General features: G+C 68.1%; 25 protein-coding genes. 17 read left to right on the top strand and 8 right to left on the bottom strand.

The features are described from left to right. Nucleotides 1–130 precede the first annotated feature (130 nt). The 10 genes from E0E05_RS13245 to E0E05_RS13200 all read left to right on the top strand — a co-directional run bounded on the left by E0E05_RS13245 (nt 131) and on the right by E0E05_RS13200 (nt 13,212). The gene (locus E0E05_RS13245; RefSeq protein WP_131617152.1) at nt 131–1,057 is read left to right on the top strand and encodes a D-alanine--D-alanine ligase; all 927 of its coding nucleotides are present in this window, start codon (nt 131–133) and stop codon (nt 1,055–1,057) included. After that, the gene (locus E0E05_RS13240) at nt 1,045–1,971 is read left to right on the top strand and encodes a cell division protein FtsQ/DivIB (RefSeq protein ID WP_158629372.1); all 927 of its coding nucleotides are present in this window, start codon (nt 1,045–1,047) and stop codon (nt 1,969–1,971) included. The genes E0E05_RS13245 and E0E05_RS13240 overlap by 13 nt, the downstream gene beginning before the upstream one ends. Continuing rightward, nucleotides 1,971–3,290, top strand: a complete 1,320-nt coding sequence (gene ftsA, locus E0E05_RS13235; RefSeq protein WP_131617150.1) for a cell division protein FtsA — start codon at nt 1,971–1,973, stop codon at nt 3,288–3,290. The genes E0E05_RS13240 and ftsA overlap by 1 nt, the downstream gene beginning before the upstream one ends. A 65-nt stretch (nt 3,291–3,355) precedes the next feature. Further along, entirely contained in the window at nt 3,356–5,140 is a 1,785-nt protein-coding gene (gene ftsZ, locus E0E05_RS13230) for a cell division protein FtsZ (protein WP_131617149.1), read from the top strand. 281 nt (nt 5,141–5,421) lie between these two features. Next, nucleotides 5,422–6,375 (top strand): UDP-3-O-acyl-N-acetylglucosamine deacetylase, encoded by a 954-nt coding sequence (gene lpxC, locus E0E05_RS13225; protein ID WP_131617148.1) that lies wholly within the window; start codon nt 5,422–5,424, stop codon nt 6,373–6,375. Between the two features lie 186 nt (nt 6,376–6,561). Further along, nucleotides 6,562–7,392 (top strand): outer membrane protein assembly factor BamD, encoded by an 831-nt coding sequence (locus tag E0E05_RS13220; protein ID WP_131617147.1) that lies wholly within the window; start codon nt 6,562–6,564, stop codon nt 7,390–7,392. A 19-nt stretch (nt 7,393–7,411) separates the two neighbouring features. Further along, the gene (recN, locus tag E0E05_RS13215) at nt 7,412–9,097 is read left to right on the top strand and encodes a DNA repair protein RecN (protein ID WP_131617146.1); all 1,686 of its coding nucleotides are present in this window, start codon (nt 7,412–7,414) and stop codon (nt 9,095–9,097) included. An 876-nt stretch (nt 9,098–9,973) separates the two neighbouring features. Beyond that, nucleotides 9,974–12,106 (top strand): NAD-dependent DNA ligase LigA, encoded by a 2,133-nt coding sequence (gene ligA, locus E0E05_RS13210; protein ID WP_131617145.1) that lies wholly within the window; start codon nt 9,974–9,976, stop codon nt 12,104–12,106. Between the two features lie 103 nt (nt 12,107–12,209). Continuing rightward, the gene (locus E0E05_RS13205) at nt 12,210–12,914 is read left to right on the top strand and encodes an AzlC family ABC transporter permease (RefSeq protein WP_131617144.1); all 705 of its coding nucleotides are present in this window, start codon (nt 12,210–12,212) and stop codon (nt 12,912–12,914) included. A gap of 4 nt (nt 12,915–12,918) precedes the next feature. Further along, nucleotides 12,919–13,212, top strand: coding sequence for an AzlD family protein (locus E0E05_RS13200; RefSeq protein ID WP_131617143.1), 294 nt, complete (start codon nt 12,919–12,921; stop codon nt 13,210–13,212). Nucleotides 13,213–13,245: 33 nt separating this feature from the next. On the opposite strand, the gene E0E05_RS13195 is transcribed toward E0E05_RS13200, so the two are convergent. Together E0E05_RS13195 and E0E05_RS13190 are read right to left on the bottom strand one after the other, a co-directional pair. Further along, nucleotides 13,246–14,220, bottom strand: coding sequence for an ABC transporter substrate-binding protein (locus E0E05_RS13195; protein WP_131617142.1), 975 nt, complete (start codon nt 14,218–14,220; stop codon nt 13,246–13,248). Between the two features lie 250 nt (nt 14,221–14,470). After that, nucleotides 14,471–16,306, bottom strand: a complete 1,836-nt coding sequence (locus E0E05_RS13190) for an aminopeptidase P family protein (RefSeq protein ID WP_131617141.1) — start codon at nt 16,304–16,306, stop codon at nt 14,471–14,473. A 204-nt stretch (nt 16,307–16,510) separates the two neighbouring features. Here E0E05_RS13190 and E0E05_RS13185 point away from each other — a divergent pair, with 204 nt between their 5' ends. The 3 genes from E0E05_RS13185 (at nt 16,511) to E0E05_RS13175 (ending at nt 17,354) form a co-directional block, all read left to right on the top strand. Then, a complete protein-coding gene (locus tag E0E05_RS13185) occupies nt 16,511–16,696 on the top strand; it encodes a hypothetical protein (RefSeq protein WP_131617140.1) in 186 nt (61 codons plus the stop codon). Nucleotides 16,697–16,837: 141 nt separating this feature from the next. Next, nucleotides 16,838–17,113, top strand: coding sequence for a BrnT family toxin (locus tag E0E05_RS13180; RefSeq protein WP_131617139.1), 276 nt, complete (start codon nt 16,838–16,840; stop codon nt 17,111–17,113). Further along, entirely contained in the window at nt 17,085–17,354 is a 270-nt protein-coding gene (locus tag E0E05_RS13175; protein ID WP_131617138.1) for a BrnA antitoxin family protein, read from the top strand. Before E0E05_RS13180 ends, E0E05_RS13175 begins: the two co-directional genes overlap by 29 nt. A 3-nt stretch (nt 17,355–17,357) precedes the next feature. On the opposite strand, the gene E0E05_RS13170 is transcribed toward E0E05_RS13175, so the two are convergent. The 4 genes from E0E05_RS13170 to E0E05_RS13155 form a co-directional block, all read right to left on the bottom strand. After that, the gene (locus E0E05_RS13170) at nt 17,358–18,230 is read right to left on the bottom strand and encodes a 50S ribosomal protein L11 methyltransferase (protein ID WP_131617137.1); all 873 of its coding nucleotides are present in this window, start codon (nt 18,228–18,230) and stop codon (nt 17,358–17,360) included. A gap of 13 nt (nt 18,231–18,243) precedes the next feature. Then, nucleotides 18,244–20,091: a cation:proton antiporter gene (locus E0E05_RS13165; RefSeq protein WP_244598076.1), complete on the bottom strand. Its 1,848-nt coding sequence runs from the start codon at nt 20,089–20,091 to the stop codon at nt 18,244–18,246. Between the two features lie 110 nt (nt 20,092–20,201). Then, nucleotides 20,202–20,774 carry an SCO family protein gene (locus E0E05_RS13160; protein ID WP_131617135.1) on the bottom strand — a complete coding sequence of 191 codons (573 nt, stop codon included), beginning with the start codon at nt 20,772–20,774 and terminating at the stop codon, nt 20,202–20,204. A gap of 101 nt (nt 20,775–20,875) precedes the next feature. Beyond that, a complete protein-coding gene (locus E0E05_RS13155; RefSeq protein ID WP_131617134.1) occupies nt 20,876–21,067 on the bottom strand; it encodes a hypothetical protein in 192 nt (63 codons plus the stop codon). Between the two features lie 182 nt (nt 21,068–21,249). Here E0E05_RS13155 and E0E05_RS13150 point away from each other — a divergent pair, with 182 nt between their 5' ends. The 4 genes from E0E05_RS13150 (at nt 21,250) to E0E05_RS13135 (ending at nt 23,946) form a co-directional block, all read left to right on the top strand. Beyond that, the gene (locus tag E0E05_RS13150; protein ID WP_131617133.1) at nt 21,250–22,068 is read left to right on the top strand and encodes a DUF2189 domain-containing protein; all 819 of its coding nucleotides are present in this window, start codon (nt 21,250–21,252) and stop codon (nt 22,066–22,068) included. Between the two features lie 100 nt (nt 22,069–22,168). Continuing rightward, nucleotides 22,169–22,675, top strand: a complete 507-nt coding sequence (locus E0E05_RS13145; RefSeq protein WP_244597725.1) for a CreA family protein — start codon at nt 22,169–22,171, stop codon at nt 22,673–22,675. A 16-nt stretch (nt 22,676–22,691) separates the two neighbouring features. Next, nucleotides 22,692–23,612 carry a diacylglycerol/lipid kinase family protein gene (locus tag E0E05_RS13140; RefSeq protein ID WP_131617131.1) on the top strand — a complete coding sequence of 307 codons (921 nt, stop codon included), beginning with the start codon at nt 22,692–22,694 and terminating at the stop codon, nt 23,610–23,612. A gap of 100 nt (nt 23,613–23,712) precedes the next feature. Then, nucleotides 23,713–23,946, top strand: a complete 234-nt coding sequence (locus E0E05_RS13135; RefSeq protein ID WP_244597724.1) for a nucleotidyltransferase family protein — start codon at nt 23,713–23,715, stop codon at nt 23,944–23,946. A 155-nt stretch (nt 23,947–24,101) separates the two neighbouring features. Here the strand turns inward: E0E05_RS13135 and E0E05_RS13130 are convergent, their stop codons facing one another. Both E0E05_RS13130 and E0E05_RS13125 read right to left on the bottom strand, forming a co-directional pair. After that, nucleotides 24,102–24,512 (bottom strand): PIN domain-containing protein, encoded by a 411-nt coding sequence (locus E0E05_RS13130; RefSeq protein ID WP_210215713.1) that lies wholly within the window; start codon nt 24,510–24,512, stop codon nt 24,102–24,104. After that, nucleotides 24,496–24,747 (bottom strand): hypothetical protein, encoded by a 252-nt coding sequence (locus tag E0E05_RS13125; RefSeq protein ID WP_131617128.1) that lies wholly within the window; start codon nt 24,745–24,747, stop codon nt 24,496–24,498. Before E0E05_RS13125 ends, E0E05_RS13130 begins: the two co-directional genes overlap by 17 nt. Nucleotides 24,748–24,785 lie beyond the last annotated feature (38 nt).

Below are 24,785 nucleotides of genomic sequence, written 5' to 3'. Positions count from 1 at the left end.
CCGGCCCGGCGCGCTTGCCACGGCCATAAACCCTTGATTCCCTTGGCCTTGATTCGCGCGCCCGCATTCCAGCGTGCGTCAAGTTTCGCGCGCTATGGTTGTCGCGCGCACCGGTTCGAAAGGTTCAGCCATGAGCAAGAAACACGTCGCCGTGCTGATGGGCGGCTTTTCGTCGGAACGGCCGGTGAGCCTGGCCTCGGGCGGCGAATGCGCGGCCGAGCTCGAACGGGCCGGCTACCCGGTCACGCGCGTCGACGTGGACCGGAACCTGTCGGCGCGGCTCGCCGAACTCAGGCCCGACGTCGTCTTCAACGCGCTGCACGGCCCCTATGGCGAGGACGGCACGGTGCAGGGCATCCTCGAATATCTGCAGATCCCCTACACCCATTCGGGCGTGCTCGCCTCGGCGGTGACGATGGACAAGGACCTGTCAAAGCGGCTGGCGAAGACGTTCGGCATACCGGTCGCCGAGTCGAAGGTGATGGACCGGCACCAGATCGGCTCGCGCCATCCGATGCAGCCGCCCTACGTGGTCAAGCCGGTCGCCGAGGGGTCGAGCTTCGGCGTCGTGATCGTCGACGCCAACCAGTCCCATCCGCCGCAGATCATCACCTCGGACGAATGGGCCTATGGCGACCGGGTGATGGTCGAGCGCTACGTGCACGGGCGCGAGCTGACCTGTGCCGTTATGGGCGACGTGGCGCTCGGGGTGACCGAAATCATCCCGCAGGGACACGCCTTCTACGACTATGATTCCAAATATGTTCCGGGCGGTTCAAAACATGTCTGTCCGGCGGAAATTTCACCAAATATTTACCAACAGGTAACGAAACTGGCGCTCAAAGCACATCAGGCATTCGGATGCCGGGGCGTGACGCGTTCGGATTTCCGTTATGACGACCGGTTCTCGGAAAACGGAGAGCTGATCTGGCTGGAAATCAACACGCAACCGGGCATGACCGCGACGTCACTGGTCCCGGAAATCGCGCTGGCGGCCGGGCACTCCTTCGCCGAACTGCTTGAATGGATGGTGGAGGACGCATCTTGCATGCGTTGACGGGACATCGGAGCAGGCGGAAGGAAGGCGGCGCGCCCGGGCGCGGCGGCCGCATCCTGCCGCGCGCGCTGCGGCGACCGGTCCGGTTCGCCGGACGGCTCGTCTCGGGCCGCGTCGACGTGCCGCCGCGCTTCGAGCTTTTCCTGTTCGGCACGGTGCTCGGCGGCGCGATCCTCTATGGCTCGATCTTGGGCGGCCAGTTCGGCGACGCGGTCGAGGCGACCACAGCGGCGGCCGGTTTCGCGGTCGAGGAGATCGAGCTTTCGGGCAACGCCCATACCTCGGTCGACCAGGTGTTCGGCGCACTCGGCCTGCACGGCCGGCGGTCGCTGGTGTCGATCGATCCGGCCGAGGCGCGCACCGCGCTCAAGGGCCTGCCATGGATCGAGAGCGCGCGCGTCGCCAAGGTCTATCCGTCCAAGCTGGTCGTCGAGGTCAGCGAGCGCACCCCGTTCGCCGTCTGGCAGACCGGCGAGGCGCTGTCGGTGATCGAGCGCGACGGCACGGTGATCGGCGGCTATGCGGCCGACCCGCGCCTTGCCGCGCTGCCGCTGCTGGTCGGCAAGGGCGCCGACGAGACCGGCGCCGGGTTCGTCGCCACCATCGCCGGCTATCCGGAGATCGCGGAGCGCGTGCGCGCCCATATCCGCGTCGGCCAGCGGCGCTGGGACATCAGACTCGACAACGGCATCACGGTGCGGCTGCCCGAGGCCGGCGTCGAACGGGCGCTGGAGAGGCTCGTCGCCATGCAGGCCGAACTGGGCCTGTTCGAGCGCGATCTGGCCGCCATCGACCTCAGGCTCGACGACCGCACCGTGTTCGCGCTGACCGACAATGCGCTCGAGACGCGCCAGGCGGCGATCGAGGCGCGCGACAAGGCGCGTGCCGAACGCGCCCGTGGGAGCGCGATCTGATGGCCGGTCCCCGCACCAGCGAAACGCAAAGGCGCGGCCGCCGACCGGCGGTCGTCACCGTGCTCGACATGGGCAGCACCAAGACGGTGTGCCTGATCGCCCGCATGGTGCCGTCCGACACCGGCCGGTATCTGTCCGCCCGCACCCACCAGGCCGAGATCGTCGGGATCGGTCACACCCGCTCGCTGGGCATGAAGTCCGGTGTCGTCGTCGACCTGGACGCGGCGGAACGCTCGATCCGCCATGCGGTCGAGGCGGCCGAGCGGATGGCCGGGGTCACCGTCGATTCGATGATCGTCAATCTCAGCGCCGGGCGACCGAAATCGACCATCTGCTCGGCCTCGCTGACGCTGAAGGACAAGCCTGTCAGCCAGCGCGAGATCGAGCAGGTGCTGCGCGCCGCCGTCGCCCGTGCGGCCCGCGTCGACCGGCACGTCGTCCATCTTCTGCCGATCGATCACATGCTCGACGGCGAGCGCGGCATCGTCGATCCGCGCGGCATGATCGGCTCGGAACTGACGCTGAACATGCACCTTCTTTCGGCCGACGTCGCGCCGGTGCGCAATCTGGAACTGGCGATCAACCGGGCGCACCTGTCGATCGAGACGCTGGTCGCCACGCCCTATGCGAGCGGGCTCGCCACGCTGGTCGACGACGAACTGGAACTGGGCTGCGCCTGCATCGACATGGGCGGCGGAACCACCTCCATCGCGATCTTCTCCGAACACCGCTTCGTGCACACCGAGACGCTGCCGCTGGGCGGCCATCACGTGACGATGGACGTCGCGCGCGGGCTCAACTGCCGGCTCGAGGACGCAGAAAGGCTCAAGGTCATGCAGGGTTCGGTGATCGCCACCTCCGTCGACGACCGCGACATCATCCAGGTGCCGTCGATGGACGAGGACCGCCACGAGGGCGGCCACCAGATCCCGCGCAGCCTGCTCAACCGCATCGTCGCCGCGCGCGTCGAGGAGACGCTGGAAATGCTGCGCGAACGCATCAACGCCTCGGGCTGCTCGTCGGTGGTGGGCAAGCGCGTGGTGCTGACCGGCGGCGCGGCGCAACTCGGCGGGCTGCCCGACATGGCCCGCCGGATCCTCGGCCGCAACGTGCGGATCGGCCGGCCGCTGGGCGTGCGCGGGCTTCCCGCCGCGGCCAAGGGCCCGGCCTTCGCGGCGGCCGTCGGGCTGATGGTCTATCCGCAAGTGGCCGCAGACGACCACTCCAGTGAACGCTTCCGCGGAACCGCGTCAGTCAAACGGACCGGAACAGAAGGACCGCTCGGGCGGATGACACAATGGATCAAAGAGAGCTTCTAGAAACGGACGAAGGCACGTCGGCTCAAGCCCCGCAGGCCGGTCCGGCACCAAAAGAGGATGAAACCATGACGATCAATCTCCAAAAGCCGGACATTACCGAGTTGAAGCCGCGCATCACGGTCTTCGGCGTCGGCGGTGGCGGCGGCAACGCGGTCAACAACATGATCACCGGCGGGCTCGACGGGGTCGAGTTCGTGGTGGCCAACACAGATGCCCAGGCGCTGTCGATGAACAAGGCGGGCCGGATCATCCAGCTCGGCATGGGCGTCACCGAGGGTCTTGGCGCCGGCTCGCAGCCCGACGTCGGCCGCGCGGCCGCCGAGGAATGCATCGACGAGATCAACGACCATCTGAACGGCACCCACATGTGCTTCGTCACCGCCGGCATGGGCGGCGGCACCGGCACCGGCGCGGCGCCTGTGGTTGCGCGCGCCGCGCGCGAACGCGGCATCCTGACGGTCGGCGTCGTCACCAAGCCGTTCCACTTCGAGGGCCAGCGGCGCATGCGCACCGCCGACGACGGCATCGAGGAACTTCAGGCCAACGTCGACACGCTGATCGTCATTCCCAACCAGAACCTGTTCCGGATCGCCAACGACAAGACGACGTTCGCCGACGCGTTCGGCATGGCCGACCAGGTGCTCTATTCGGGCGTTGCCTGCATCACCGACCTGATGGTCAAGGAAGGGCTGATCAACCTCGACTTCGCCGACGTGCGCTCGGTCATGCGCGACATGGGCAAGGCGATGATGGGCACTGGCGAAGCCTCCGGTGAGGGCCGGGCGATCACCGCCGCCGAAGCCGCGATCGCCAATCCGCTGCTCGACGAGACCTCGATGATGGGCGCCAAGGGCCTGCTGATCTCGATCACCGGCGGCAAGGACATGACCCTGTTCGAGGTGGACGAGGCCGCGACCCGCATCCGCGAGGAAGTTGACCAGGACGCCAACATCATCCTGGGCGCGACCTTCGACGAGTCGCTCGAAGGGCTGATCCGCGTGTCGGTCGTCGCAACCGGCATCGCCGGCGAGGCGGGCGCGGTCGCGACGCCGCGTCAGACCGCGATCCCGCGTGCGGTCACCGGCGCGGCGGCCCCGGCCGCCAAACCGCAGCCGGAGCAGGCCTCCGTGCTGCAGCCGGCACGGCGCGAGCAGCCGGCCGAGGCAAGGCCCGCACCGGCCGCGCAGGCGCCCGCCGCTCCGGCGTCCGAGGACGATGTGATCGCCGAGACCGAGCGCGACATGGATGCCTACTGCGCGACCGCGCAGGCGTCCGGCCCGACGCCCCAGCCGCAGCCGGCCCGACCGGCGGCGACGGCCGAGGACGAGTTCCGCCCGCAGAGCCGCCTGTTCCAGCCGGCCGCCCAGCCGATGCCGGCCCGCCCGCGCACCGCCGAAGCGACCGCCCCGGCCCAGGCTCCGGCTCCGCAGGCGCCCCGTCCGGCCGCCCAGACGATGGCCGAGCCCGCCTTCGATGCGCCCGCGCCGCGCATGCCCGACGTGCAGGACTTCCCGCCGATGGTCCAGGCCGAGGTGGAAGCCAGCCGCGCCCCGCACATGGCCGATGACGAGCATGACGAGCGCGGACCGCTCGGCCTGCTGCGGCGGCTGACGCACGGCCTTTCGCGCAAGGACGAGATGGAGGCCCCCGAGCCGCCGCGCCTGCGTCCGGCGCAGCCGGTCGAGCAGGGCCCGGCCCAGCCTCGCCGCGCGATGGGACAGGACGCTTCGCTCTATGCGCCGCGTCGCGGCCAGCTCGACGATCAGGGCCGGGCGCCCGCGCCTACGCAGGCCCCCGATCCGGACGACCAGCTCGAAATTCCGGCCTTCCTGCGCAGACAGGCCAACTGACCGGTCCGCGATCGCGACCATGACGGCAAACGGGGCGTTTGGGCGCCCCGTTTCGCATTTGTTAAGCCTCTGAAGCTATTTGCGATTATCCCCCCCGGCCGAACCGGACGCGCGTTACATGCGGTTACCATCCGTGATTTGGTCGCTTCACCGAGTCGCGACTATTGTGCCGGCCAAGGTGGAGAGGGCGCCGCTTTGACACGCGAGGCGCATCCGTCAGGGGATTGGATGGACCGCGCGACCAGCGAACACAATACAAGAACAAGAGCGAGAAACGGCTCATGGGGACTGATCTGCGGGGCTATCAGGCATCATTGCGCAAGGCGGTGAGCCTTTCGGGTATCGGGGTTCATACCGGTTCCGAAGTATCGATTACCCTTCATCCGGCCGAACCGAACACGGGCGTCGTTTTCCGGCGCATTCTCGATGACGGTTCGAGGGTCGATCTTCCCGCCGTCGTTTCCCAGGTCGGCGCCACCGACCTGTGCACGATGCTCGGCAACCCCGCCGGCGTGCACGTTTCCACCATCGAACACATCATGGCCGCCTTCTCGGCGCTCGGGCTCGACAATGTCATCGTCGAGATCGACGGCACGGAAGTGCCGATCATGGACGGCAGCGCGCGCGTGTTCATCGCCGCGATCGAAGAGGCCGGCATCGAGCACCATCTGGTCAAGCGGCGCTACATCCGCGTCAAGAAGACCGTGCGGGTCGAGCATGCAGGGTCCTGGGCCGAGTTCCGCCCGCATGACGGCACACGCTACGAGATCGTCATCGACTTCGATTCCAGGGCCATCGGCCGGCAGGAGTTCCGCGGCGAGGTGGACGGCGCCGTGTTCTGCGAGGAACTGGCCGATGCGCGCACCTTCGGCTTCATGAAGGACGTCGAGCGGCTGTGGGCCTCGGGCCACGCGCTCGGCTCGTCGCTGGGCAATTCGGTGGTGATCGGCGACGATCATTGCGTCGTCAACGGCGAGGGACTGCGCTACGCCGACGAGTTCGTGCGCCACAAGACGCTGGACGCGGTCGGCGACCTGGCGCTGGCGGGCGCCAATTTCGTCGGTTGCTTCTCCTCCTACCGGGGCGGCCACCGGCTCAACTCGATCGCGCTGAAGGCGCTGCTCGCCGATCCGACCGCCTATGAGATCGTCGAGACGCCGGTTCCGCGCGCCATCGTCTATGCCGGCGACCTGGTCGCCGTGACGGGCCAGGTCTACGCTCCCTGGGCGATCTGACCGTCCGCCGGACGATCACGTCACAAAATCGCACCAATTGCCCGGCAGGCGTTGCCGTGGGGAGCCCAAGGCGATAAACGGGCGCTTGGTTTGCATGGCGGGATTGCCGCCCGGCCATGCCTGGAGATGGGCTGTTTGATGAGTGCCAATCGGACGAGCAGATCAGGGTTCGCACGGGGCCTGACGATGGTGGTTGCGGTCGCGATCGCCGCCGGCACGGTGGCCGGCTGCGCGCGCGACAATGATTCGGTCGACCTGCAGAGCTATGTCGACACGATCGAGCCGGCCGACGTGCTCTACAATCAGGGCCTGGCCAATCTGAACGCCGGCGACCTGCGCGAGGCGCAGCGCAAGTTCAACGCCGTCGACCGGCAGCATCCCTATTCGGAGTTCGCCCGCAAGGCGAACGTGATGGCCGCCTACACGTCCTACAAGCTGGGCCGGTTCGACGAGGCGATCAGCGCGTCGCGCCGGTTCGTCGAACTGTATCCGACGCACGAGGACGCCTCCTACGCGCAGTACATCATCGGCCTTTCCTATTTCAGCCAGATGCCCGAAGTGACGCGCGACCAGCGCGACACGCGGCTGGCGATCCAGAACTTCAACCGGCTGCTCGAAGGCTATCCGGGCTCGATCTACGAGGAAGACGCCAAGGCCAAGATCCGCGCCGCCCGCGACCAGCTCGCCGGCAAGGAGATGCAGGTCGGCCGCTACTATCTGGAACGGCGCGAATATGCCGCCGCGCTGCCGCGCTTCCGGCTCGTGGTCGAGGACTATCCGACGACCCGGCATGTCGAGGAGGCGCTGGCGCGCCTGACCGAGACCTATTTCGCCATGGGCCTTGCGTCCGAGGCGCAGACCGCCGCGGCGATCCTCGGCCACAACTTCCCCGACAGCCAGTGGTACGCCGATTCCTACGCGCTGCTCGCCACGGGCGGCCTGCAGCCGCGCCAGAACGCCGGCTCCTGGATCAGCCGCGCGACGCAGAACGTCCTGAACCGCCCGGCCGGCGGCTGACCCGGCCCATCGCCCCGCCATGCTCAGCGAGCTGTCGATCCGCGACATCGTGCTGATCGAGAAGCTGGCCATTCGCTTTTCGGCCGGCCTTGCTGTGCTGACCGGCGAGACCGGGGCGGGCAAGTCGATCCTGCTGGACGCGCTGTCGCTTGCGCTCGGCGCGCGGGGCGACGCCGATCTGGTCCGCCACGGCGCGCGCGACGGCCAGGTGATCGCCGTGTTCGATCTGGCCGCCAGCCATCCCGCCCATGCCGTGCTCGGGGAGGCGGGCGTTTCGATCGAGCCGGGCGAGCCGCTGATCTTCAAGCGCGTGCAGAGCGCGGACGGGCGCACCCGCGCCTTCGTCAACGACCAGACCGTGTCGGTGGCGACGCTGCGCGCGGTCGGCCGCCAGCTCGTCGAAATTCATGGCCAGCACGACGACCGGGCGCTGGTCGACACCGATTCCCACCGCGACCTGCTCGACGCGTTCGGCGGCCTTGGCGCCGATGCAGGCCATGTCGCCGCGCTGCACCGGGCCTGGCGCGATGCCGAAACCGCGCTCTCCCGCCAGCGCGCGCGCATCGAGGCGGCGGCGCGCGAGGCCGATTTCCTGCGCGCCTCGGTCGAGGAACTGACCAGGCTCGCCCCCGAGCCGGGCGAGGAGGAACAGCTCGCCGAAAAGCGCACCGAGATGATGGCCGCCGAGAAGATCGCCGGCGATCTCAATGATGCGCACGAGACGCTGGCCGGCCCGGCTTCGTCGGTGCCCGAGATCGCCGGGCTGCTACGCCGCCTCGAGCGCAAGGCGCCGGAGGTGCCGGGCCTGCTCGACGAGGTCAACGGCCATCTGGCGAGCGCGCTCGACCATCTGGCCGAGGCGCAGAACGTTATCGAGCAGACGATCGCCGCCCAGGATCACGATCCGCACGCGCTCGAACGCACCGAGGAGCGGCTTTTCGCGCTGCGCGCGGTCGCCCGCAAGCACGATTGCGCGGTCGACGATCTGCCGGCGCTGACCGTGACGATGGCCGACCAGCTTGCCGATCTGGACGCGGGCGAGGCGGCGCTGGCCGGGCTCGAACAGGCGGCCAGGGACGCGCTTGCCGCCTATGACCGGGCCGTCGCCGCCCTGTCCGCCCGGCGCGTCGAAACCGCCGAGACGCTCGTCGCCGCGGTGATGGCCGAACTGCCGGACCTCAAGCTCGACAAGGCCGAATTCATCGTCCACCACGCCGCCGACGCCGACCGGCGCGGGCCGGCGGGGATCGACGGCATCGAGTTTCACGTGCGCACCAATCCGGGCACGCGCGCCGGGCCGATGATGAAGGTCGCCTCGGGGGGCGAGCTGTCGCGGTTCCTGCTGGCGCTGAAGGTGGCGCTGGCCGACCGGGGCTCGGCGCCGACGCTGGTCTTCGACGAGATCGACACTGGCGTCGGCGGCGCGGTGGCCGATGCGATCGGCGCGCGGCTGCGGCGCCTGTCGGAGACCGTGCAGGTGCTGTCGGTGACCCACGCGCCGCAGGTGGCCGCGCGCGCCGCGCACCATTTCCTGATCGCCAAGGCCGGCGCTTCGGGCGGCAACGGCGCCGAACAGGTTGTCACCTCGGTGACCGAGATGGACCGCGACCGGCGGCGCGAGGAGATCGCCCGCATGCTCGCCGGCGCGACGATCACCGCCGAGGCGCGCGCCGCCGCCGACAAGTTGCTGGCGGGCGAGGGGTAGCGTTTCGGCCTGTCCGTTCCGCCCCTCACCCTTACCCTCTCCCCGCACGCGGGGAGAGGGGGACCTGCACATCGCGCATTGGCAGCTAGTCTTCTGAGCCGGGCGTTCGTGCCGGTCGTGCGGGCGCGGTGCCGAAGGCTCCCTCTCCCTGCGTGCGGGGCGAGGGGGAGGGTCACGTGGCTTCGTGCGGTTGCGCGTCTAACCGTCATTCCGGACAGGCGGAGCCTGATCCGGAATCCAGCGCGTCGATGGCCGGGGTTTCTGCTCTGGATTCCGGGTTCCGCTGCGCGGCCCCGGAATGACGAAAAGGGGGGCGGGCGCTCGTGATGGCGATGAGAAGGATCCGCCCCGGGTTGGCGGCAGAAGGGCGCCGCCGCCGACAAGCTGCTGGCGGGCGAGGGGTAGCGTTTCGGCCTGTCCGTTCCGCCCCTCACCCTTACCCTCTCCCCGCACGCGGGGAGAGGGGGACCTGCACATCGCGCATTGGCAGCTAGTCTTCTGAGCCGGGCGTTCGTGCCGACCGTGCGGGCGCGGTGCCGAAGGCTCGCTCTCCCCGCGTGCGGGGAGAGGGTAAGGGTGAGGGGCCGGATCCTGTGGAGCGGTTGCCGGCTGGCGGTGCAGGCTCCATCGATCCCTCATCCTGAGGTGTGAGGCAATCATCGCCTCGCCCTTCGAGGCTCGCTGCGCTCGCACCTCAGGATGAGGGCGATGATTGGCGAGCCTCGAAGGGTCAGGGATCGATGCGCGGCCCCGGAATGACGAAAAGGAGGGCGCGCCCCCGAGTTACCACCCCACGGCGTTCCCCACATCGCGCCTCTTTGCCCGCCCCGGCAAAAGCGCTAATCGTGCACCGTCTCATCTGCGGTGGACGAAGACTTGACCAAGGACGCCTCCGACAAACCCGTCGAATCCCTCACCGAAGCGGAAGCTGCGGCCGAACTGGCGCGGCTCTCCGAGGAGATCGCGCGGCACGACGTCGCCTATCATGGCGAGGATGCGCCGATCATCGCGGACGCGGACTATGACGCGCTCAAGCGGCGCAACCTTGCCATCGAGGCGCGGTTTGCGCACCTCAAGCGCTCCGACAGCCCCAGCGAGCAGGTCGGCGCGGCGGTCTCGGAGAAGTTCGAGAAGATCGCCCACCGCGTGCCGATGCTGTCGCTCGACAATGCGTTCAACGACCAGGACGTGCACGATTTCGTCGCACGCATCCGGCGCTTCCTGAAGCTCGGCGCGGAGACGCCGCTGCGCCTGACCGCCGAGCCGAAGATCGACGGTCTGTCGCTGTCGCTGCGCTACGAGGGCGGCAAGCTCGCCTATGCGGCAACCCGCGGCAACGGCGCGGTCGGCGAAAACGTCACCGCCAACGCCAGGACCATCGAGGACATTCCCGAGGATCTCGCCGGCACGCCGCCCGAAACATTCGAGGTGCGCGGCGAGGTCTATCTGACGAAGGCCGATTTCGCCGAACTGAACCGCCGGCAGGAGGAGGCCGGCAAGCCCACCTATGTCAATCCGCGCAACACGGCGGCGGGCTCGCTGCGCCAGCTCGACGCGTCGATCACCGCCGCGCGGCCGCTCAAGTTCTTCGCCTATGCCTGGGGCGAGGTCAGCGACATGCCGGCGGACACGCAGATGGGCATGGTCGAAAAACTCGCCGAATATGGCTTCGTCACCAATGCGCTGATGGCCGTGTGCGACAGCGCCGAGGCGCTGCTCGAGCACTACCGGCGCATCGAGGTCGAGCGCGGCGATCTCGACTACGACATCGACGGCGTGGTCTACAAGGTCGACGATCTGGGCCTGCAGCAGCGGCTCGGCTACGTCTCGCGGTCGCCGCGCTGGGCGATCGCCCACAAGTTCCCGGCCGAAAAGGCGATGACGCGCCTGAACGCCATCGACATCCAGGTCGGCCGCACCGGCGCGCTCACCCCTGTGGCGCGGCTCGAGCCGGTGACCGTCGGCGGCGTGGTGGTCGAGAACGCAACGCTTCACAATGCCGAGGAGATCGTCCGGCTCGGCGTCAAGATCGGCGACACGGTAACCGTGCAGCGCGCAGGCGACGTCATCCCGCAGATCCTGGGCTACGTGCCCGAAAAGCGGCCGGACGACGCCGAGGCGTTCGAGTTTCCCGAGACGTGCCCGTGTCCGCTTCAGACGCCGATCGTGCGCGAGGCGACCGCCGGCGGCACCGAGGGCGTGGTGCGGCGCTGCTCGGGCGAATTCGCCTGCCCGTTCCAGCGCAAGGAACATCTGAAGCTGTTCGTCTCGCGCAAGGCGTTCGACATCGATGGGCTCGGCGACAGACAGATCGAATATTTCTACGATCTGCCCGAAGACGACCCGCTGCGCATCCGCGCGCCGGCCGACATCTTCACGCTCGAAGAGCGGGATGCCGCGTCCGAACTGACCAAGCTGAAGAACCGTGAGGGCTATGGCGAGACCTCGGCGAAGAACCTGTTCGAAGCGATCGAGGCGCGGCGGACGATCCCGCTCGAACGGGTGATCTTCGGGCTCGGCATCCGCCATGTCGGCGAGACGACGGCGCGGGCGCTGGCGCGGGCCTATGGCTCGTGGGATGCGTTCGAGGACGCGGCACGGAAGATCGCCGGGGGCGATGAGGCCGCACGCGAGGACATGGACGCGATCGAGGATATCGGCGCGGCGGTCGTCGATGCGGTCGCGCGCTATTTCGGCGAGGAACACAACCTTCGGATGGTCGAGGATCTGATCGCCCAGCTCACCGTCGAGGACGCCGAGCGGCCTGCCGCCGAAAGCCCGTTCGCCGGCCAGACCATCGTCTTCACCGGCTCGCTGGAACGGATGAGCCGGGACGAAGCCAAGGCGATGGCAGACCGGCTCGGCGCGAAGGCCTCGGGCTCGGTCTCCTCGAAGACCGATCTGGTGGTCGCCGGACCGGGCGCCGGCTCCAAGCTGAAGAAGGCGGAGGAGCTGGGCGTCGAGGTGATCGACGAGGCCGAATGGTTCGCCCGCACCGAGGGGCTTTGAGCGGCGGCGCGCCCGCGCGATCAGCCAGGGTGATTGTTGCGGTGACAAAATCTGGCGTGACAGGCCCGAGCCGTTTCGGCTAACCGGGGCGGCGGAGTTCTTCATGGCATCGTCCCGATCCGAGTTCATGCGCGGCGTGCGCGATGCCGTCCCGGTCATCTTCGCCGTCGCGCCGTTCGGGCTGCTGTTCGGGGCGCTGGCCGCCGAGAACGGGATGAACGCGTTCGAGGCGACGCTGATGAGCGCGCTGCTCTATGCCGGCGCCAGCCAGATGGTCGGCATCGAACTTTTCGGCTCGGACATTCCGGCCTGGGTGATCGTGCTGTCGATCCTGGCGGTCAATTTCCGGCACGTGCTCTATTCGGCGACGATGGGCCAGACGATCCGCGCCTACAGTCGGCCGCGCAAGGCGCTGGCCTTCTTCCTGATGACCGATCCGCAATTCGCGGTCACCGAGCAGCGCGCCGAGGCCGGCGTGCCGACGCCGTTCGCCTGGTATCTGGGGCTGGCGCTGCCGGTCTACGTGATGTGGGTGCTCGAAGCCTATGTCGGCGCGGTGTTCGGCGGGCTGATCGACGATCCGGCCGCCTACGGGATCGACTTCCTGTTGCCGCTCTATTTTCTGGGCATGGTGATGGGCTTTCGCGGCCGCGCCAACTGGCTGCCGGTGGTGCTCGCCAGCGCGCTCGCCTCGGTCGTCGCCTATCATCTGGTCGGCAGCCCCTGGCATGTCAGTCTCGGCGGGCTTGCCGGCGTCATCGTGGCCGCGGTGATCGGCGTGCGCCCCGGCCACAAGCTGGTGGTGTGAGCCGATGTCGACGACGGTGTGGATCATCCTTGCGGGCGCGGTCGCGACCTATCTGACCCGGATCGGCGGTCATGCCGTGCTGTCGCGCTTCGCCGCCATCCCGCCGCGTCTGGGAGCGGCGCTGAACGCGGTGCCCGCCGCCGTGCTGACGGCGATCGTCGCGCCCTATGCGGCCTTCTACGGCCTCGCCGAGGCGATCACGATCGCGGTGGCGATCGTCCTCGCCCTGCGCCTGCCGCCGCTCGCCATGCTGGCGATCTGCTGGGCGCTGATCTTCGGGCTCAGGCAGGTGATGTAGCGGGGCCACGGCGGTCGCGGCCCCGCACCGGCGTTACTGAAGCAGCGCGCCGAGCTTTTCGCGTGCTTCCTCGTTCAGCCAGCCGCTCCAGATATCCGGCGAGGACTGCAGGAAATGAACGGCCGCTTCCTCGGGGGAGGCGTTGTTTTCGTCCTGCCAGGCCAGAAGGCCGTTCATCTGGTCGTTGGTGAAGGCAACGTTCGACATCAGTTCGGCGATCTGCGGCTCGCGCTCGGCGAAGTCGGTGGTCACCGCGGTGATCACGTCGGCGCGTGGATAGGCCGAAAGGCCCGGCTCGGCGCAGTCCTCGCCCGAGGCGTTGCAGGCGTGGATGTCGGGATCATGCGGCGCGGTCTCGACCAGCACCATGGGGTACTTGCCGAGCACGGCGGTCGGCGCCCAGTAATAGCCGAACCAAGGTTCGCCGTCCGTGTAGGCCGAGGCGATCGAGGCGGCGAGCGTTTCGCCCGAGCCGTGGTTGAAGATCTCGATGCCGGCGTCTTCCATGTCGACGACCCGGTTGATGTTGTCGTTGACGGTCCGGCAGGTCCAGTTGTCGGGACAGTTGTGGAAGCGGCCGCCGACCAGATCGGGATTGGCCAGGATGCCTTCGAGCGTTGCGGCCTCGGGGTTCTCCTCGACCACATAGTCGGGCACCCACCAGCCCTCGACGCCGCCATCGGACAGCACCTTGTTCAGTTCGACCACCTTGCCGGCGTCGCGCAGCCGGGCATAGGCCGGCGCCGCGTTGGTCCACAGTTCGGTGACGATGTCGGGGTTGCCGTTCTCGGCGACCGATGCAAGCGCCGGCGTCGCCGACGACGGCACAGTGGTCACGTCGCAGCCATAGCCGTTTTCCATCAGGAAGCTCGACACCGCGGTGACGATGGCGGCCGAGGCCCAGTCCATCTGGGTGATCGAAACCTCGCCGCAATCGGCCTTGGCCGGCAGCGTGCCGACCGATAGCGCGAGCGTGGCCGTTGCGGCGAGCAGGGAAAGGCGGGTCATGGAGTTCTCCTTGTTCTTGTTTGGGCGCGAGCCGACTGTCGGCTTCCCAAGCGCCATGCCCGGACGGGGCGGCCCGCTCCGTCACGAAAGAACGATCTGTTCCAATGGGCCAGGGGAGACCGCCGGGCGTGGCCGGCAACGAATGCCGGCGGGCGGATCGGAAGGGTGCGGCTGCGCACCTGGAAGTGACGGGCACTGCGGTGTTAGCGCGAAACGGCCGCAGCGGCAAGGAAACGGCCCGGGGCGGCGCTCAACGCACCGGGGCGGTCGCCCGTTCGAGCCAGCCGAGCACGGCCGGATCGTCGATCAGTTTGGACAGTTCGCGCCGGACGCGGGCGTGGTAGCGGTTCAGCCAGCGCCGTTCGGCGCGGTCGAGCAGTTTTGGCGCGATCAGCCGCCGGTCGATCGGGCACAGCGTCAGCGTGGTGAAGGCATGCATGGGCTTCTCGCCGCCTTCGGGGACCTTTGCCGGCGCGACCATGACCAGGTTCTCGATGCGGATGCCGTGGCTGCCCTCGACATAGTAGCCGGGCTCGTTGGAGACGATCATGCCTTCCTCGAGGACGGCCATGCCGCGCCGCGACAGGTTCTGCGGCCCCTCGTGCACGCCCAGATAGGAGCCGACGCCATGGCCGGTGCCGTGGCCGTAGTCGAGACCCGCCGCCCAGAGCGGCCGCCGCGCCAGAACGTCCAGATCGACGCCGCGCGTGCCCTCGGGAAAGCGCGCCTGGCTCATCGCGATCATGCCCTTGAGGACCAGCGTGAAATGGTGGCGCTGGTCCTCGCTCGCCTCGCCGGTGGCGATCACGCGGGTTATGTCGGTGGTGCCGTCCTCGTACTGGGCGCCCGAATCGATCAGGATCAGGTCGCCCGGCGCCACCGCGCGGTTCGATTTCTCGTCGACCCGGTAATGGACGATCGCCCCATGGGGCCCGGCGCCGCAGATCGTGTCGAAGGCGATCTCGCGCAGCGGCATGCCGAGCCGTTCGCCGGTTTCGGTCCGCACCCGTTCGAGCTTTTCGACGATGGCGATCTCGTTCAGGGAAGCGGGATCCTGCGCGTCGAGCCAGGCCAGGAATGTCGCCATGGCGGCGCCGTCGCGCCGGTGCGCCTCGACGGCGCCCTTGCGCTCGGACCGGTTCTTGGCGGCACGCGGCAGCACCGCCGGATCGGTGCCCTCGATGACGGTCCCGCCGGCGTCCTCGACGATCGCGGCGATCGCAGCGGCGGCGCGGGCCGGATCGAGCATGACGGGCCTTGTGGCGGTGCGGCCCAGGTCGGAAAGCGCGGCCTCGAACGCTTCGGGCGACTGAAGGTCGGCATGGTCCCGCAGATGGTCGGTGACGGCGCCGGCGTGCTTGGCCGGATCGATGAACAGTTGGGGGGCGCCGCGCGCCGGAACGATCGCCCAGGCGAGCGCCAGCGGCGTGTGCACCACGTCGGCGCCGCGTATGTTGAACGCCCAGCACACCGACGCCGGATCGGTCAGCACGGTTGCCGCCGCACCCGCCTGGCGCACCGTGCGCGCCATCGCGCGCAGCTTGGCCTTGGCGCTCTTGCCGGCGCGTTCGATCGGATGGAGCCGCACCGGCGCGGCCGGCGGCGGCGGGGCGTCGGCCCAGACCGCGTCGACCGGGTTGTCTGAAACCGCGATCAGTTCCGCGTCGGCCTTTGCGCATGCCTGCTCGAGGCGCTTTGCCTCGCCGATCGTGTGCAGCCAAGGATCGAAGCCCAGACGCGTTCCCTTGGCCAGATTGTCCGCGAGCCATTGATGGGGCGGCGTGTCGGTCAGGCTCTGCGGCGTGAAGACGTTCATGTCGGCCTGCTGGCGGAGCTGCAGCGTGTAGCGGCCGTCGACGAACACATGGGCCGTATCGGTCAGAACCACGGCCGTGCCGGCCGAGCCGGTGAAGCCGGTCAGCCAGGCGAGCCGTTCGGCGTGCGGGGGCAGATATTCGTTCTGGTGGGCGTCGGCGTGCGGCACGACGAAACCGTCCAGCCCCATTGCGGCGAGCTGTTCGCGCAGGACCGCAAGGCGCGGCCTGCCGGTTGTCGGGTCGGAACGGGTGGCGAAGGACTGGAACATGGGCGGAAGCCTTGATCGGTGCGGGCGGACGCTATCGATCCGGACGCCGGACGGCAAGCCATGGAGCCGACAATGAATTTTGCGTTGCAAAAAGACTTTTCGCGCATGCGAAAAACGCATGGGTGCCCTGCATCCTGGGGCCTACCGGATCGCGTCCCGAAAGCGCATCTTGGCTTTGCAACATCGCTCCAAAGGAGACCAGTCATGGCCAACACGAACCGCAAGGGTTTTTTCCGTCACGCGCTCGACGCGATGATCGAGGCCCGCTCGCGCCAGGTGGCCGGCTACGTCAACGGAACGCTTCTGATGCTGGACGATGACGAACTGAGAGAGCGCGGTTACGACCGCGACACGCTCAAGCGCCGTCCGCATTTCACGCCGCCCTTCTGATCGGCCGTTCACGACCGCAAACTTCGGACAGCCCGCCGCAGCGATGCGCGGGCTGTCTTGCGTTTGGGGGCAGCGAACGCCAAGATTTTTCGTATATACAATTTGATTGCTCATGCATCCGATCCCTGCTAGGTTCGGCGGGTGGAGATCGAATTCGACCCGGACAAGGAGCGGCGAAACCGTCTCAAGCACAAGATTTCGCTGGCAAGGGCGGTCGATTTCGAATTTCTGGCCTTTGTCGAGGACGACCGGGTCGACTACGGCGAGGTTCGCTACAGGGCCTGGGGTCTGATCGACGGGGCCTATCATGCCATGGCGTTCACGCTTCGCGGAGAACGCGTGCGGGTGATCATGTTGCGTCGCGCGCATGACAAAGAGATCAGGCGATATGTCGGACAAGACGCCAAAGACCGATAAAGACGCATGGGCCGACCGGGAGTGGTCGCAGGCCGACTTCGATCGTGCGCAATCGCCCGAAGCGCTTCCTGGCGCGGTGCGCGACGCCTTTCCGAGAACGCGCGGGCCTCAGAAGACGCCAACCAAGGTGCCCGTTTCGATCCGGCTTAGCGCCGACGTGGTCGCGCACTTCAAGGCGGGCGGGCCGGGCTGGCAGCGACGGATCGACGAGACGCTCAAGAAGGTCATCGCAGAGCAGTAGCGCTCACCGCAGGTGCAGCGTCACCCAGCCGTCGCGCTCGATCGTGCGGCAGTGGCGCAGGCCGGCCTGCCGGTAGGCGGCGAGCACCTTGCGCCGCTGGCGCGTCAGGATCCCCGAAAGAACGAGATCGCCGCCCGGCACCAGGTGCCGAGCGATCGCCGGCGCCATCACCATCAGCGGCCGCGCCAGGATATTGGCGACGATCAGGTCGAACGGGCCGCGCTCGGCGAAGGCGCGATGGGCGAGGCCGCTGGCGGTCTCGCAGCGCACCAGGCCGGCAACGCCGTTCAGCCTGGCGTTGGCGTTGGCGACGCGCGTGGCGACCGGGTCGATATCGGTCGCCAGCACCGGCGTCCGGGCCCGTTTGGCGATCGCGATCGCCAGCACGGCGCTGCCGGCGCCCAGATCGAGCGAGCGCGCGGGCCGGCGGCGGGCGATCAGCCTGTCGAGCATGATCAGGCAGCCGCTGGTGGTGCCGTGATGGCCGGTGCCGAAGGCCTGGCCGGCCTCGATCTGAATGCCGATGCGGCCGGGCGTGACGGCCGCGCGCTGGTGGCCGCCATGGACGATGAAGCGGCCGGCGCGCACCGCGCCCAGCCCCTCGAGCGACTTCGTCACCCAATCGATGTCCGGCACCGGCTCCTCGGCGAAATCGAGCGCATCTTCGGCGACGCCGAGCGCGCCGGCGATCTTTGCGCGAAGGCCTGGCACCTCCCCGGCATCGGCATAGAGTGAGATCTCGAAGATGCCGCTGTCGTCGAAGGTCTCGGCGATCGCGGCCGGGACGCCGTCGTCCTCCAGCGCGCTTTCGACCGTCTCGAACAGCCGCTCCGCCTCGATCCTGGGCGCGGTGCGAAAGAGGCGGGTCTGGGGCATCGGGGTCCGGGTCTCAGGGGGCCTGCGCATCGGGCAGGTCGGGCTGCGGCTTGGCGTCGGTCACCGCCGGCACGTCCTTTTTCGGGCGCGGCGGCGCGAACGAGAGGATCACGTCGTTCTTCTGCGGCTTCTGATTGCCCGAAGCGGCCGAAAAGACAAGCCGTCCGCCGGGCTTGCGCCAAAGGATGACGCGCGTGTCGCGGGCCCGAGTCTCGACGAACCTCTCATGGGTGAACTCGTCGGTCAGCCGGGTCGACTGGAACGTCCAGCCCTCGCGCATCCGCCGGTTGAGCTCGAACAGGTCAAGGCCGGGCTCGAACAGCTGGCGGCCGCCCAGCGTGAAGCTCATCGCCTGGCGCTCGGACTGCTGGTTCATGTCGCCGATCTGGAAGATGTTGGTGCGGCCGATGTCCGGTCCGAAATCGGTGCAGACCAGCGCGTTGTAGGCGTCGTTGTCGGTCGCCGCGAGCAGCGCGCCGTAGCGGTTGAGGTCGAGGTGGTGGTGGGCGTGCTCGGACAGGATCTCGCCATAGTGGACCGGAATGCCGGCGAAGCGCGCATCGCTGAGATGGTTCCAGTTGGGATCGGAGATGCGCACCGGCACGTCCATCTCGTCGAGCTTGCCGGCAAGCGCCGTGGCCCAGCGTGAACCGCCGACGATCAGCAGGCCCGGCTCCTCTGTCGAGCGCAGGCCGAGCCGGCGCGAGAGCGGGCCGAGCGAAAAGCCGTGCAGCACGATCGAGGCGACGACGACCGCGAACGTGTAGGCGATCATCCGGGTGCCGTCCTCGACGCCGATATTGACCAGCAGTGTGCCGAACAGGCCGATCACCGCGACGGCGACGATGCCGCGCGGCGCGATCCAGCCGATCAGCAGCCGCTCCTGCCAGCTCAGCGGGCTGCCGATGGTCGCCACGAACATCGCCAGCGGCCGCACGACGAACAGCAAGAGCGCCACGAAGGCGGCCGCGCGCCAGTCGATCGAACGGATCGTCGGCCAGTCGAGCGCGGCGGTCAGCACGATGAACAGGCCAGAGACGAGCAGGATCGTCACGGTCTCCTTGAAGCGGCGTACCTCGCCAAGCGCGGCGAGTTTGGAGTTGGCGAGCGCGATGCCCATGATGGTGACGGCCAGAAGCCCCGATTCCTCGAGCAGCTGGTTGGATATCGCGAACAGCGCGATCACCGCGGAAAACAGCACCGGCGCCTTGAGAAAGTCCGGCACATGACCATGGCCGAACGCCCAAGCGAGAAGGCGGCCGAGACCGAAGCCCGCGCCGATCGCAAAGGCGAAGGCGATCAGGATGCCGGTGAAGGCCTCCGCCGCGCTCTCGGCGCCCAGCCAGACCAGATAGACCTCGAAGGCGACCACGGCGTAGAGCGCGCCGATCGGATCGTTGACGATCGCCTCCCAGCGCAGGATGGAAGCGGGGCGCTGCTTGAGCTTGGCGCTGCGGAGCAACGGCATGATGACGGTCGGGCCGGTGACGACCAGCACTGCGCCAAGCACGATCGCGGCCGGCCAGTCGAGCCCGCCGGCGAAATGGGCGGCGAGCGCGGCGCCGATCCACACCATCAGACCGCCCGGGAAGATGACCCGCTGGACAGCCTGCGAGCTTTCGCGGATCTCGCGGAAATTCAGCGTCAGCCCGCCCTCGAACAGGATGATGGCGACGGCGAGCCCGACGACGGGTTTGTAGACCTCGCCGAAATCGCGGACCGGATCGATCAGCCCGGTCGCCGGTCCCATCGCGAAGCCGGCGGCGAGCAGCAGCACGATCGCCGGCAGGCGCAGGCGCCAGGCGAGCCATTGCGCGGCGATGCCGGTGGCGCCGATGGCGGCGAGCTTGAGGGCGATCATTTCCAAGGGGGAGGCCTTTCGCGCTTTGCTGGCCGCATGAACATGGCCAGATCAGCGTCAAGGTCAAGCAGGGCGTCTCCGGCCCGCAGGGCCGCGACGAAGGCGGCCCGTCAGGTGCCGGCCAGATCGCGCAGCTTTTCGACCGCCGTTTCGGGATTCTCGCCATAGGCGATCGTCTTGCGGAAAGCGCCGTTCGAATCGAGCAGGAAGACCGAGGCCGTATGGTCCATCGTGTAGTCGCCATCGTCCAGTTCGACGCGCTTGAAATAGACGCCGAAGCCGCGCGCCATCTCGCGCACCGCTTCGGGATCGCCGGAAATGCCGCGCACCCGGTCGGTGACCGAGGCGACATAGTCGCCGAGCACTTCGGGCGTGTCGCGTTCGGGGTCGATGGTGACGAAATAGGCGTCGATCCGTTCGCCCGCTTCGCCCAGTTCGGCGAGCCAGCCGTCGAGCTCGTAGAGCGTGGTCGGGCAGATCTCCGGGCAATGGGTGAAGCCGAAGAACAGCGCGGTCGGCTGCCCCCGGAAGGCCGCCTCGCTGATCGGCGCGCCGTCCTGGTCGGTCAGTTCGAACGGAACGCCATAGGCCGCCTCGGGCTCGGTCCGGTTGACCATGGCGAAGGTGAGCGCGAACAGCGCGATGCCAAGGGCGACGACGAGGGCGGCGAAGAGATAGCGCATGGGATGGTCGGCTCTACGTGGGAAGTCGGCTCTACGTGGGAGCCGCCGGTTATTTATGCGCTGAGGCGGCCGATTTCACCTGCGCATTTGCGCGCAGGGCCTCAGAAGCACCAGGCGAGCCCGGTCTCGATCATCGCCACGATCAGGCCCGCGCCTTCGGCGCCATAGGCGTAGACGCCGGCCACACCCACCAGCACGATCGCCGCGGCGAGCACCAGCGGGGCGGCCACGGACGCGCGCGGCGGCCGCGCTGGAGCCGGGTTGGCCGTCGTCATGTGGCTCGGCTGTGTCATGGCCTCAATGTAGACCTTTGGCGCGCCGTTGACCAGCGCGACCGCCGGTGCAAGGGCGACGAAGAAATGCGACGCCGGGCCGGGCAGCCGGGTTGATTTTTGCGGGCCTTGGTTGTCATGATCGGTGTCGCGGCCCGTCGGTTGGGAGGCCAGCGAACCGCAAGCAGGGCAGGGAGGACGCCATGTCCAACGCAGACATCGACGATGGCGGCGAGAGCGCCGGCGCGACCGGCAACACCAAGCGTACGGGCACGCTGCCCGAGGTGCGCGCGCTGACGGTCGCCGATATCCGCACGGCGTTCAATCAGGGCTATGCGGACTTCCTCAAGGCCCCCCTGTTCGGCTTCTTCTTCTCCGGCGTCTACGTGATCGGCGGCCTTCTGATCGCGCAGTCGCTGTTCGTCTGGGACATGCCCTGGATGATCTATCCGGTGGCGATCGGCTTTCCGCTGATCGCGCCGTTCGCCGCTGTCGGCCTCTACGAGGTCAGCCGCCGGCTTTCGACCGGCGAACCGCTCGCCTGGAACGAGATCCTGTCGGTGATCCGCCTGCAGTCCAGGCGCGAACTGGCCTTCATGGCGTTCGTCGTGCTGTTCATCTTCTGGATCTGGATGTACCAGGTGCGCCTGCTGATCGCGCTGATCCTGGGGCGGATGTCGTTTGCGACCTGGGAGAGCTTCACGCAGACGCTGTTCACCACGCCCGAGGGCTGGACCTTCCTGATCATCGGCCATGCGGTCGGGGCGGTGCTGGCCCTGGTGCTGTTCTCGGTGACGGTGGTCTCGATCCCGATGCTGCTCGACCGCAATGTCGACTTCGTCACCGCGATGATCAGTTCGGTGCGGGCGGTCGCGGCGAGCCCGATGGTGATGCTCGGCTGGGGCGTCGTCGTCACGCTGATGGTGATCGCGGCGATGCTTCCGGTATTCCTGGGGCTCCTGATCGCGCTGCCCGTGCTCGGTCACGCCACCTGGCACATCTACAAGAAGGCGGTGCCTTGAGGCCATCGCCCACCGGTCTTGTCCGGCGCTCATTGCAACGGCGAAGGGAACCCTCCATCTGACCGGGGCATTTGTCCTTCCGGTCCGCATGAGGTTTGCCATGGTCCTTCGTCCGTTCTTCGCCGCGCGCCGCGCCTTCGTCGCGCTCGCCTTCGCCATCACCGCTGCCGCGCCGGCCGCCGCCGAACAGGTCGGCGAGATCGATGTCGACTGGCTCGGCAACGACATCATCGTCGAGGCGCTCGTCGACCCCGACGTCAGCGGGGTGACCTGCCACATCTCCTATTTCGAGCGCGGGCTGATCGACCGGTTGCAGCAGGGCAACTGGTTCGAGGACCCCTCCAACTCGTCGATCGCGTGCCGGCAGACCGGACCGATCACGATCGGCGACATCGCGCTCGACGAGGACGGCGAGGAAGTGTTTCGGCAGGGGCGTTCGATCATCTGGAAGCAGCTCGTCGTCAAGCGCCTGTACGACGCCGACAACCAGACGCTGATCTATCTGTCGCATTCGCGCCAGGTGCAGCAGGGCTCGGCCAAGATGGCGATCTCGACCGTGCCGCTCTACGGGCAGGACGTGACCTGGACCGAGGGCGAGCCCGAGTGAGCGGAGCACACAGACGATGACGGGCCGTTCGTTCGCCGGCGTGATCAATCCGGGCGCCTCCACGCTCAAGGCGCTCGATGTCGACGCGCTGAGGGCGCGGATCGCCGACGCGCTGGGCGCGCAGGGCGACCTGATCGCGTTTTCCGACCCGCACACCGACGCGGTCGAGGCGCTGCGCGCGGCCGCCGCCGATGACGACCATGACGGGCTGCTGGTCGCCGGCGGCGACGGCACGGTCTCGCTCGCGGCCGGGCTTGCGGCGCGGCACGACAAGACGCTGGCGATCGTGCCGGGCGGAAACATGAACCTTTACGCGCGCTCGCTCGGCCTGCCGCTCGATCCGTTCGAGGCGGCCGAGGCGCTGGCCGGCTTCCGGGCCCGGCCGGTGGACATCGCCTATGCCAACGACCGGCCGTTCATCCACGAATTCTCGCTTGGCCTGCATCCGGAACTGATCGCCGATCGCGACAAGGTGAAATACGGCTCGCGGCTGGGCAAGCTGGTCGGCACGGCGCGCTCGGCCCTGCGCGTCATCGCCCGGCCGCCGCGGGTGCGCGTCTGGCTTGACGGCGTGGGGGGACCCGAGCCGCTGATCACGCCGGGCGTTGCGATCTCCAACAATCCGTTCTCGCCGGGCCACCTGCCGTTCGCCGACCGGCTCGATAGCGGGCTTCTGGGCGTCTATATCCTGACCTCGGAGCGTTCGGCGGACGTCGCCGCGCTCGCCGCCGCGCTGCAGACCGGCACTTGGCAGGACCTGGCCTTCGTGCGCTCTGAGACGGCACGACAGGTGCGCCTGCGCCGCGCGCGTCCGATGCGGGCGGCGATCGACGGGGAACTGGTGACGATGGAAGGTCCGATCGACATCCGCACCGACCCCGGCGGCCTGACCGTGCTGGCGCCGGCGGACGCGGTTGCCGGCGGGGCATCCACCTGACACAATGAAGCCGCGCCGCAGGGTCGAGACGACAGCCGTGGACACAGAGAAACTCGTTCGGACGCTCAAGAGGCTTCGGCCCGCGCTGGAGGCGGAGGGCGTGAGCCGGCTCGTGGTCTTCGGTTCACGGGCGACGGGCACCGCCGGGCCGCAAAGCGATCTGGATATCGCCATCGACGTCGTGCCCGAAGCGAGGTTCTCGATTCTCGACCTGATCGGCGTGGAGCATCTGCTCACCGACGCCACCGGCATTTCGGCTAACGCCTTCATGCTCCGGTCGCTCGACGCGCCTTTCCGGGCGGAGGTGGATCGGAAGGGAATTGCGGTCTTCTGATGCCGGACCGACGCCGTGTCGACATCGAAGTATTGTGGGCGATCTGGGAAGACGGAGAGCTCGCGCGCCTGCGCCTTGCCTCGGAACGGATGGCCAGACGCGTCGAAGAGGGCGATTGACGGTGCTGGCGCCGGCGGAGCAGCCAGGCGAGATGGTCAGCCAAACGGATTGACGATGGACAGACCGGCGATGGCGTGGCCGTCCGCCATGTCCTCGCTCAGCAGCGTATCGCAACCGGCTTCTCGCGCCGCCGCGATGATCATGCAGTCCCAGATCGAATAGTTGGTGACGCGGCGCAGTTCGAGGCCGGCAAAGACGATATCCTGACGGCCCGTCACAATGGGAAAACGTGAAAAAGCCCGCACATATCGTGTTGCCCTTTCCGGTGTAAGTGCTCCAGTTCGATTTGGTCGTGTCGCCTGATAGCAGAACTCGACGAGCACCTGATAGGAGAGCACAAGGTCCTCGCGACTCAGGATCTGTCTGGCAATGTCCCGCTTGTCGCTTTCATGGTCCTCGGCGACCAGTGCGTAGAGCAATATGTTTGTGTCAGCGAAAGCGGGCATCGCCATCTTCGCTGTAGATCGCGTCGCGGCTGAGGTTCTCGGCGGGATCGAGGCCTTCTTCGGTCGCAAGCAGCTCCTGCTGCAGCTTCAAGAGCCGCTCGAACTCTTCCTTGCGGCGCGTCTTTTCCTCGAGATAGGCGCGGACCATGGCGGTCACTGTCGTGTCCTCCTCGGCGGCGAGGATGCGGGCGCGCCGGTAAAGATCGTCGTCGAGCGAAATCGTGATGTTCTTCATGGCCGCACAGTATCACAGTTTCACAGTGCGGGCGAGCG

The organism is Roseitalea porphyridii, assembly GCF_004331955.1.
Lineage (GTDB): Bacteria > Pseudomonadota > Alphaproteobacteria > Rhizobiales > Rhizobiaceae > Roseitalea > Roseitalea porphyridii.
The sequence above is the reverse complement of the archived record's forward strand: the minus strand, read 5'-3'. Positions and strand labels throughout refer to the sequence as shown.

Excerpts from the sequence above, each read along its gene's own strand:
- E0E05_RS13190 (WP_131617141.1), bottom strand. The coding sequence starts at position 16,306 with ATGTTCCAGTCCTTCGCCACCCGTTCCGACCCGACAACCGGCAGGCCG.
- E0E05_RS13200 (WP_131617143.1), top strand. The coding sequence starts at position 12,919 with ATGTCGACGACGGTGTGGATCATCCTTGCGGGCGCGGTCGCGACCTAT.
- E0E05_RS13165 (WP_244598076.1), bottom strand. The coding sequence starts at position 20,091 with ATGATCGCCCTCAAGCTCGCCGCCATCGGCGCCACCGGCATCGCCGCG.
- E0E05_RS13160 (WP_131617135.1), bottom strand. The coding sequence starts at position 20,774 with ATGCGCTATCTCTTCGCCGCCCTCGTCGTCGCCCTTGGCATCGCGCTG.
- E0E05_RS13125 (WP_131617128.1), bottom strand. The coding sequence starts at position 24,747 with ATGAAGAACATCACGATTTCGCTCGACGACGATCTTTACCGGCGCGCC.
- E0E05_RS13185 (WP_131617140.1), top strand. The coding sequence starts at position 16,511 with ATGGCCAACACGAACCGCAAGGGTTTTTTCCGTCACGCGCTCGACGCG.
- E0E05_RS13150 (WP_131617133.1), top strand. The coding sequence starts at position 21,250 with ATGTCCAACGCAGACATCGACGATGGCGGCGAGAGCGCCGGCGCGACC.
- recN (WP_131617146.1), top strand. The coding sequence starts at position 7,412 with ATGCTCAGCGAGCTGTCGATCCGCGACATCGTGCTGATCGAGAAGCTG.
- E0E05_RS13140 (WP_131617131.1), top strand. The coding sequence starts at position 22,692 with ATGACGGGCCGTTCGTTCGCCGGCGTGATCAATCCGGGCGCCTCCACG.
- E0E05_RS13175 (WP_131617138.1), top strand. The coding sequence starts at position 17,085 with ATGTCGGACAAGACGCCAAAGACCGATAAAGACGCATGGGCCGACCGG.
- ftsZ (WP_131617149.1), top strand. The coding sequence starts at position 3,356 with ATGACGATCAATCTCCAAAAGCCGGACATTACCGAGTTGAAGCCGCGC.
- E0E05_RS13170 (WP_131617137.1), bottom strand. The coding sequence starts at position 18,230 with ATGCCCCAGACCCGCCTCTTTCGCACCGCGCCCAGGATCGAGGCGGAG.
- E0E05_RS13145 (WP_244597725.1), top strand. The coding sequence starts at position 22,169 with ATGGTCCTTCGTCCGTTCTTCGCCGCGCGCCGCGCCTTCGTCGCGCTC.
- ftsA (WP_131617150.1), top strand. The coding sequence starts at position 1,971 with ATGGCCGGTCCCCGCACCAGCGAAACGCAAAGGCGCGGCCGCCGACCG.
- E0E05_RS13205 (WP_131617144.1), top strand. The coding sequence starts at position 12,210 with ATGGCATCGTCCCGATCCGAGTTCATGCGCGGCGTGCGCGATGCCGTC.
- E0E05_RS13245 (WP_131617152.1), top strand. The coding sequence starts at position 131 with ATGAGCAAGAAACACGTCGCCGTGCTGATGGGCGGCTTTTCGTCGGAA.
- E0E05_RS13155 (WP_131617134.1), bottom strand. The coding sequence starts at position 21,067 with ATGACACAGCCGAGCCACATGACGACGGCCAACCCGGCTCCAGCGCGG.
- lpxC (WP_131617148.1), top strand. The coding sequence starts at position 5,422 with ATGGGGACTGATCTGCGGGGCTATCAGGCATCATTGCGCAAGGCGGTG.
- E0E05_RS13220 (WP_131617147.1), top strand. The coding sequence starts at position 6,562 with ATGGTGGTTGCGGTCGCGATCGCCGCCGGCACGGTGGCCGGCTGCGCG.
- E0E05_RS13195 (WP_131617142.1), bottom strand. The coding sequence starts at position 14,220 with ATGACCCGCCTTTCCCTGCTCGCCGCAACGGCCACGCTCGCGCTATCG.
- E0E05_RS13130 (WP_210215713.1), bottom strand. The coding sequence starts at position 24,512 with ATGCCCGCTTTCGCTGACACAAACATATTGCTCTACGCACTGGTCGCC.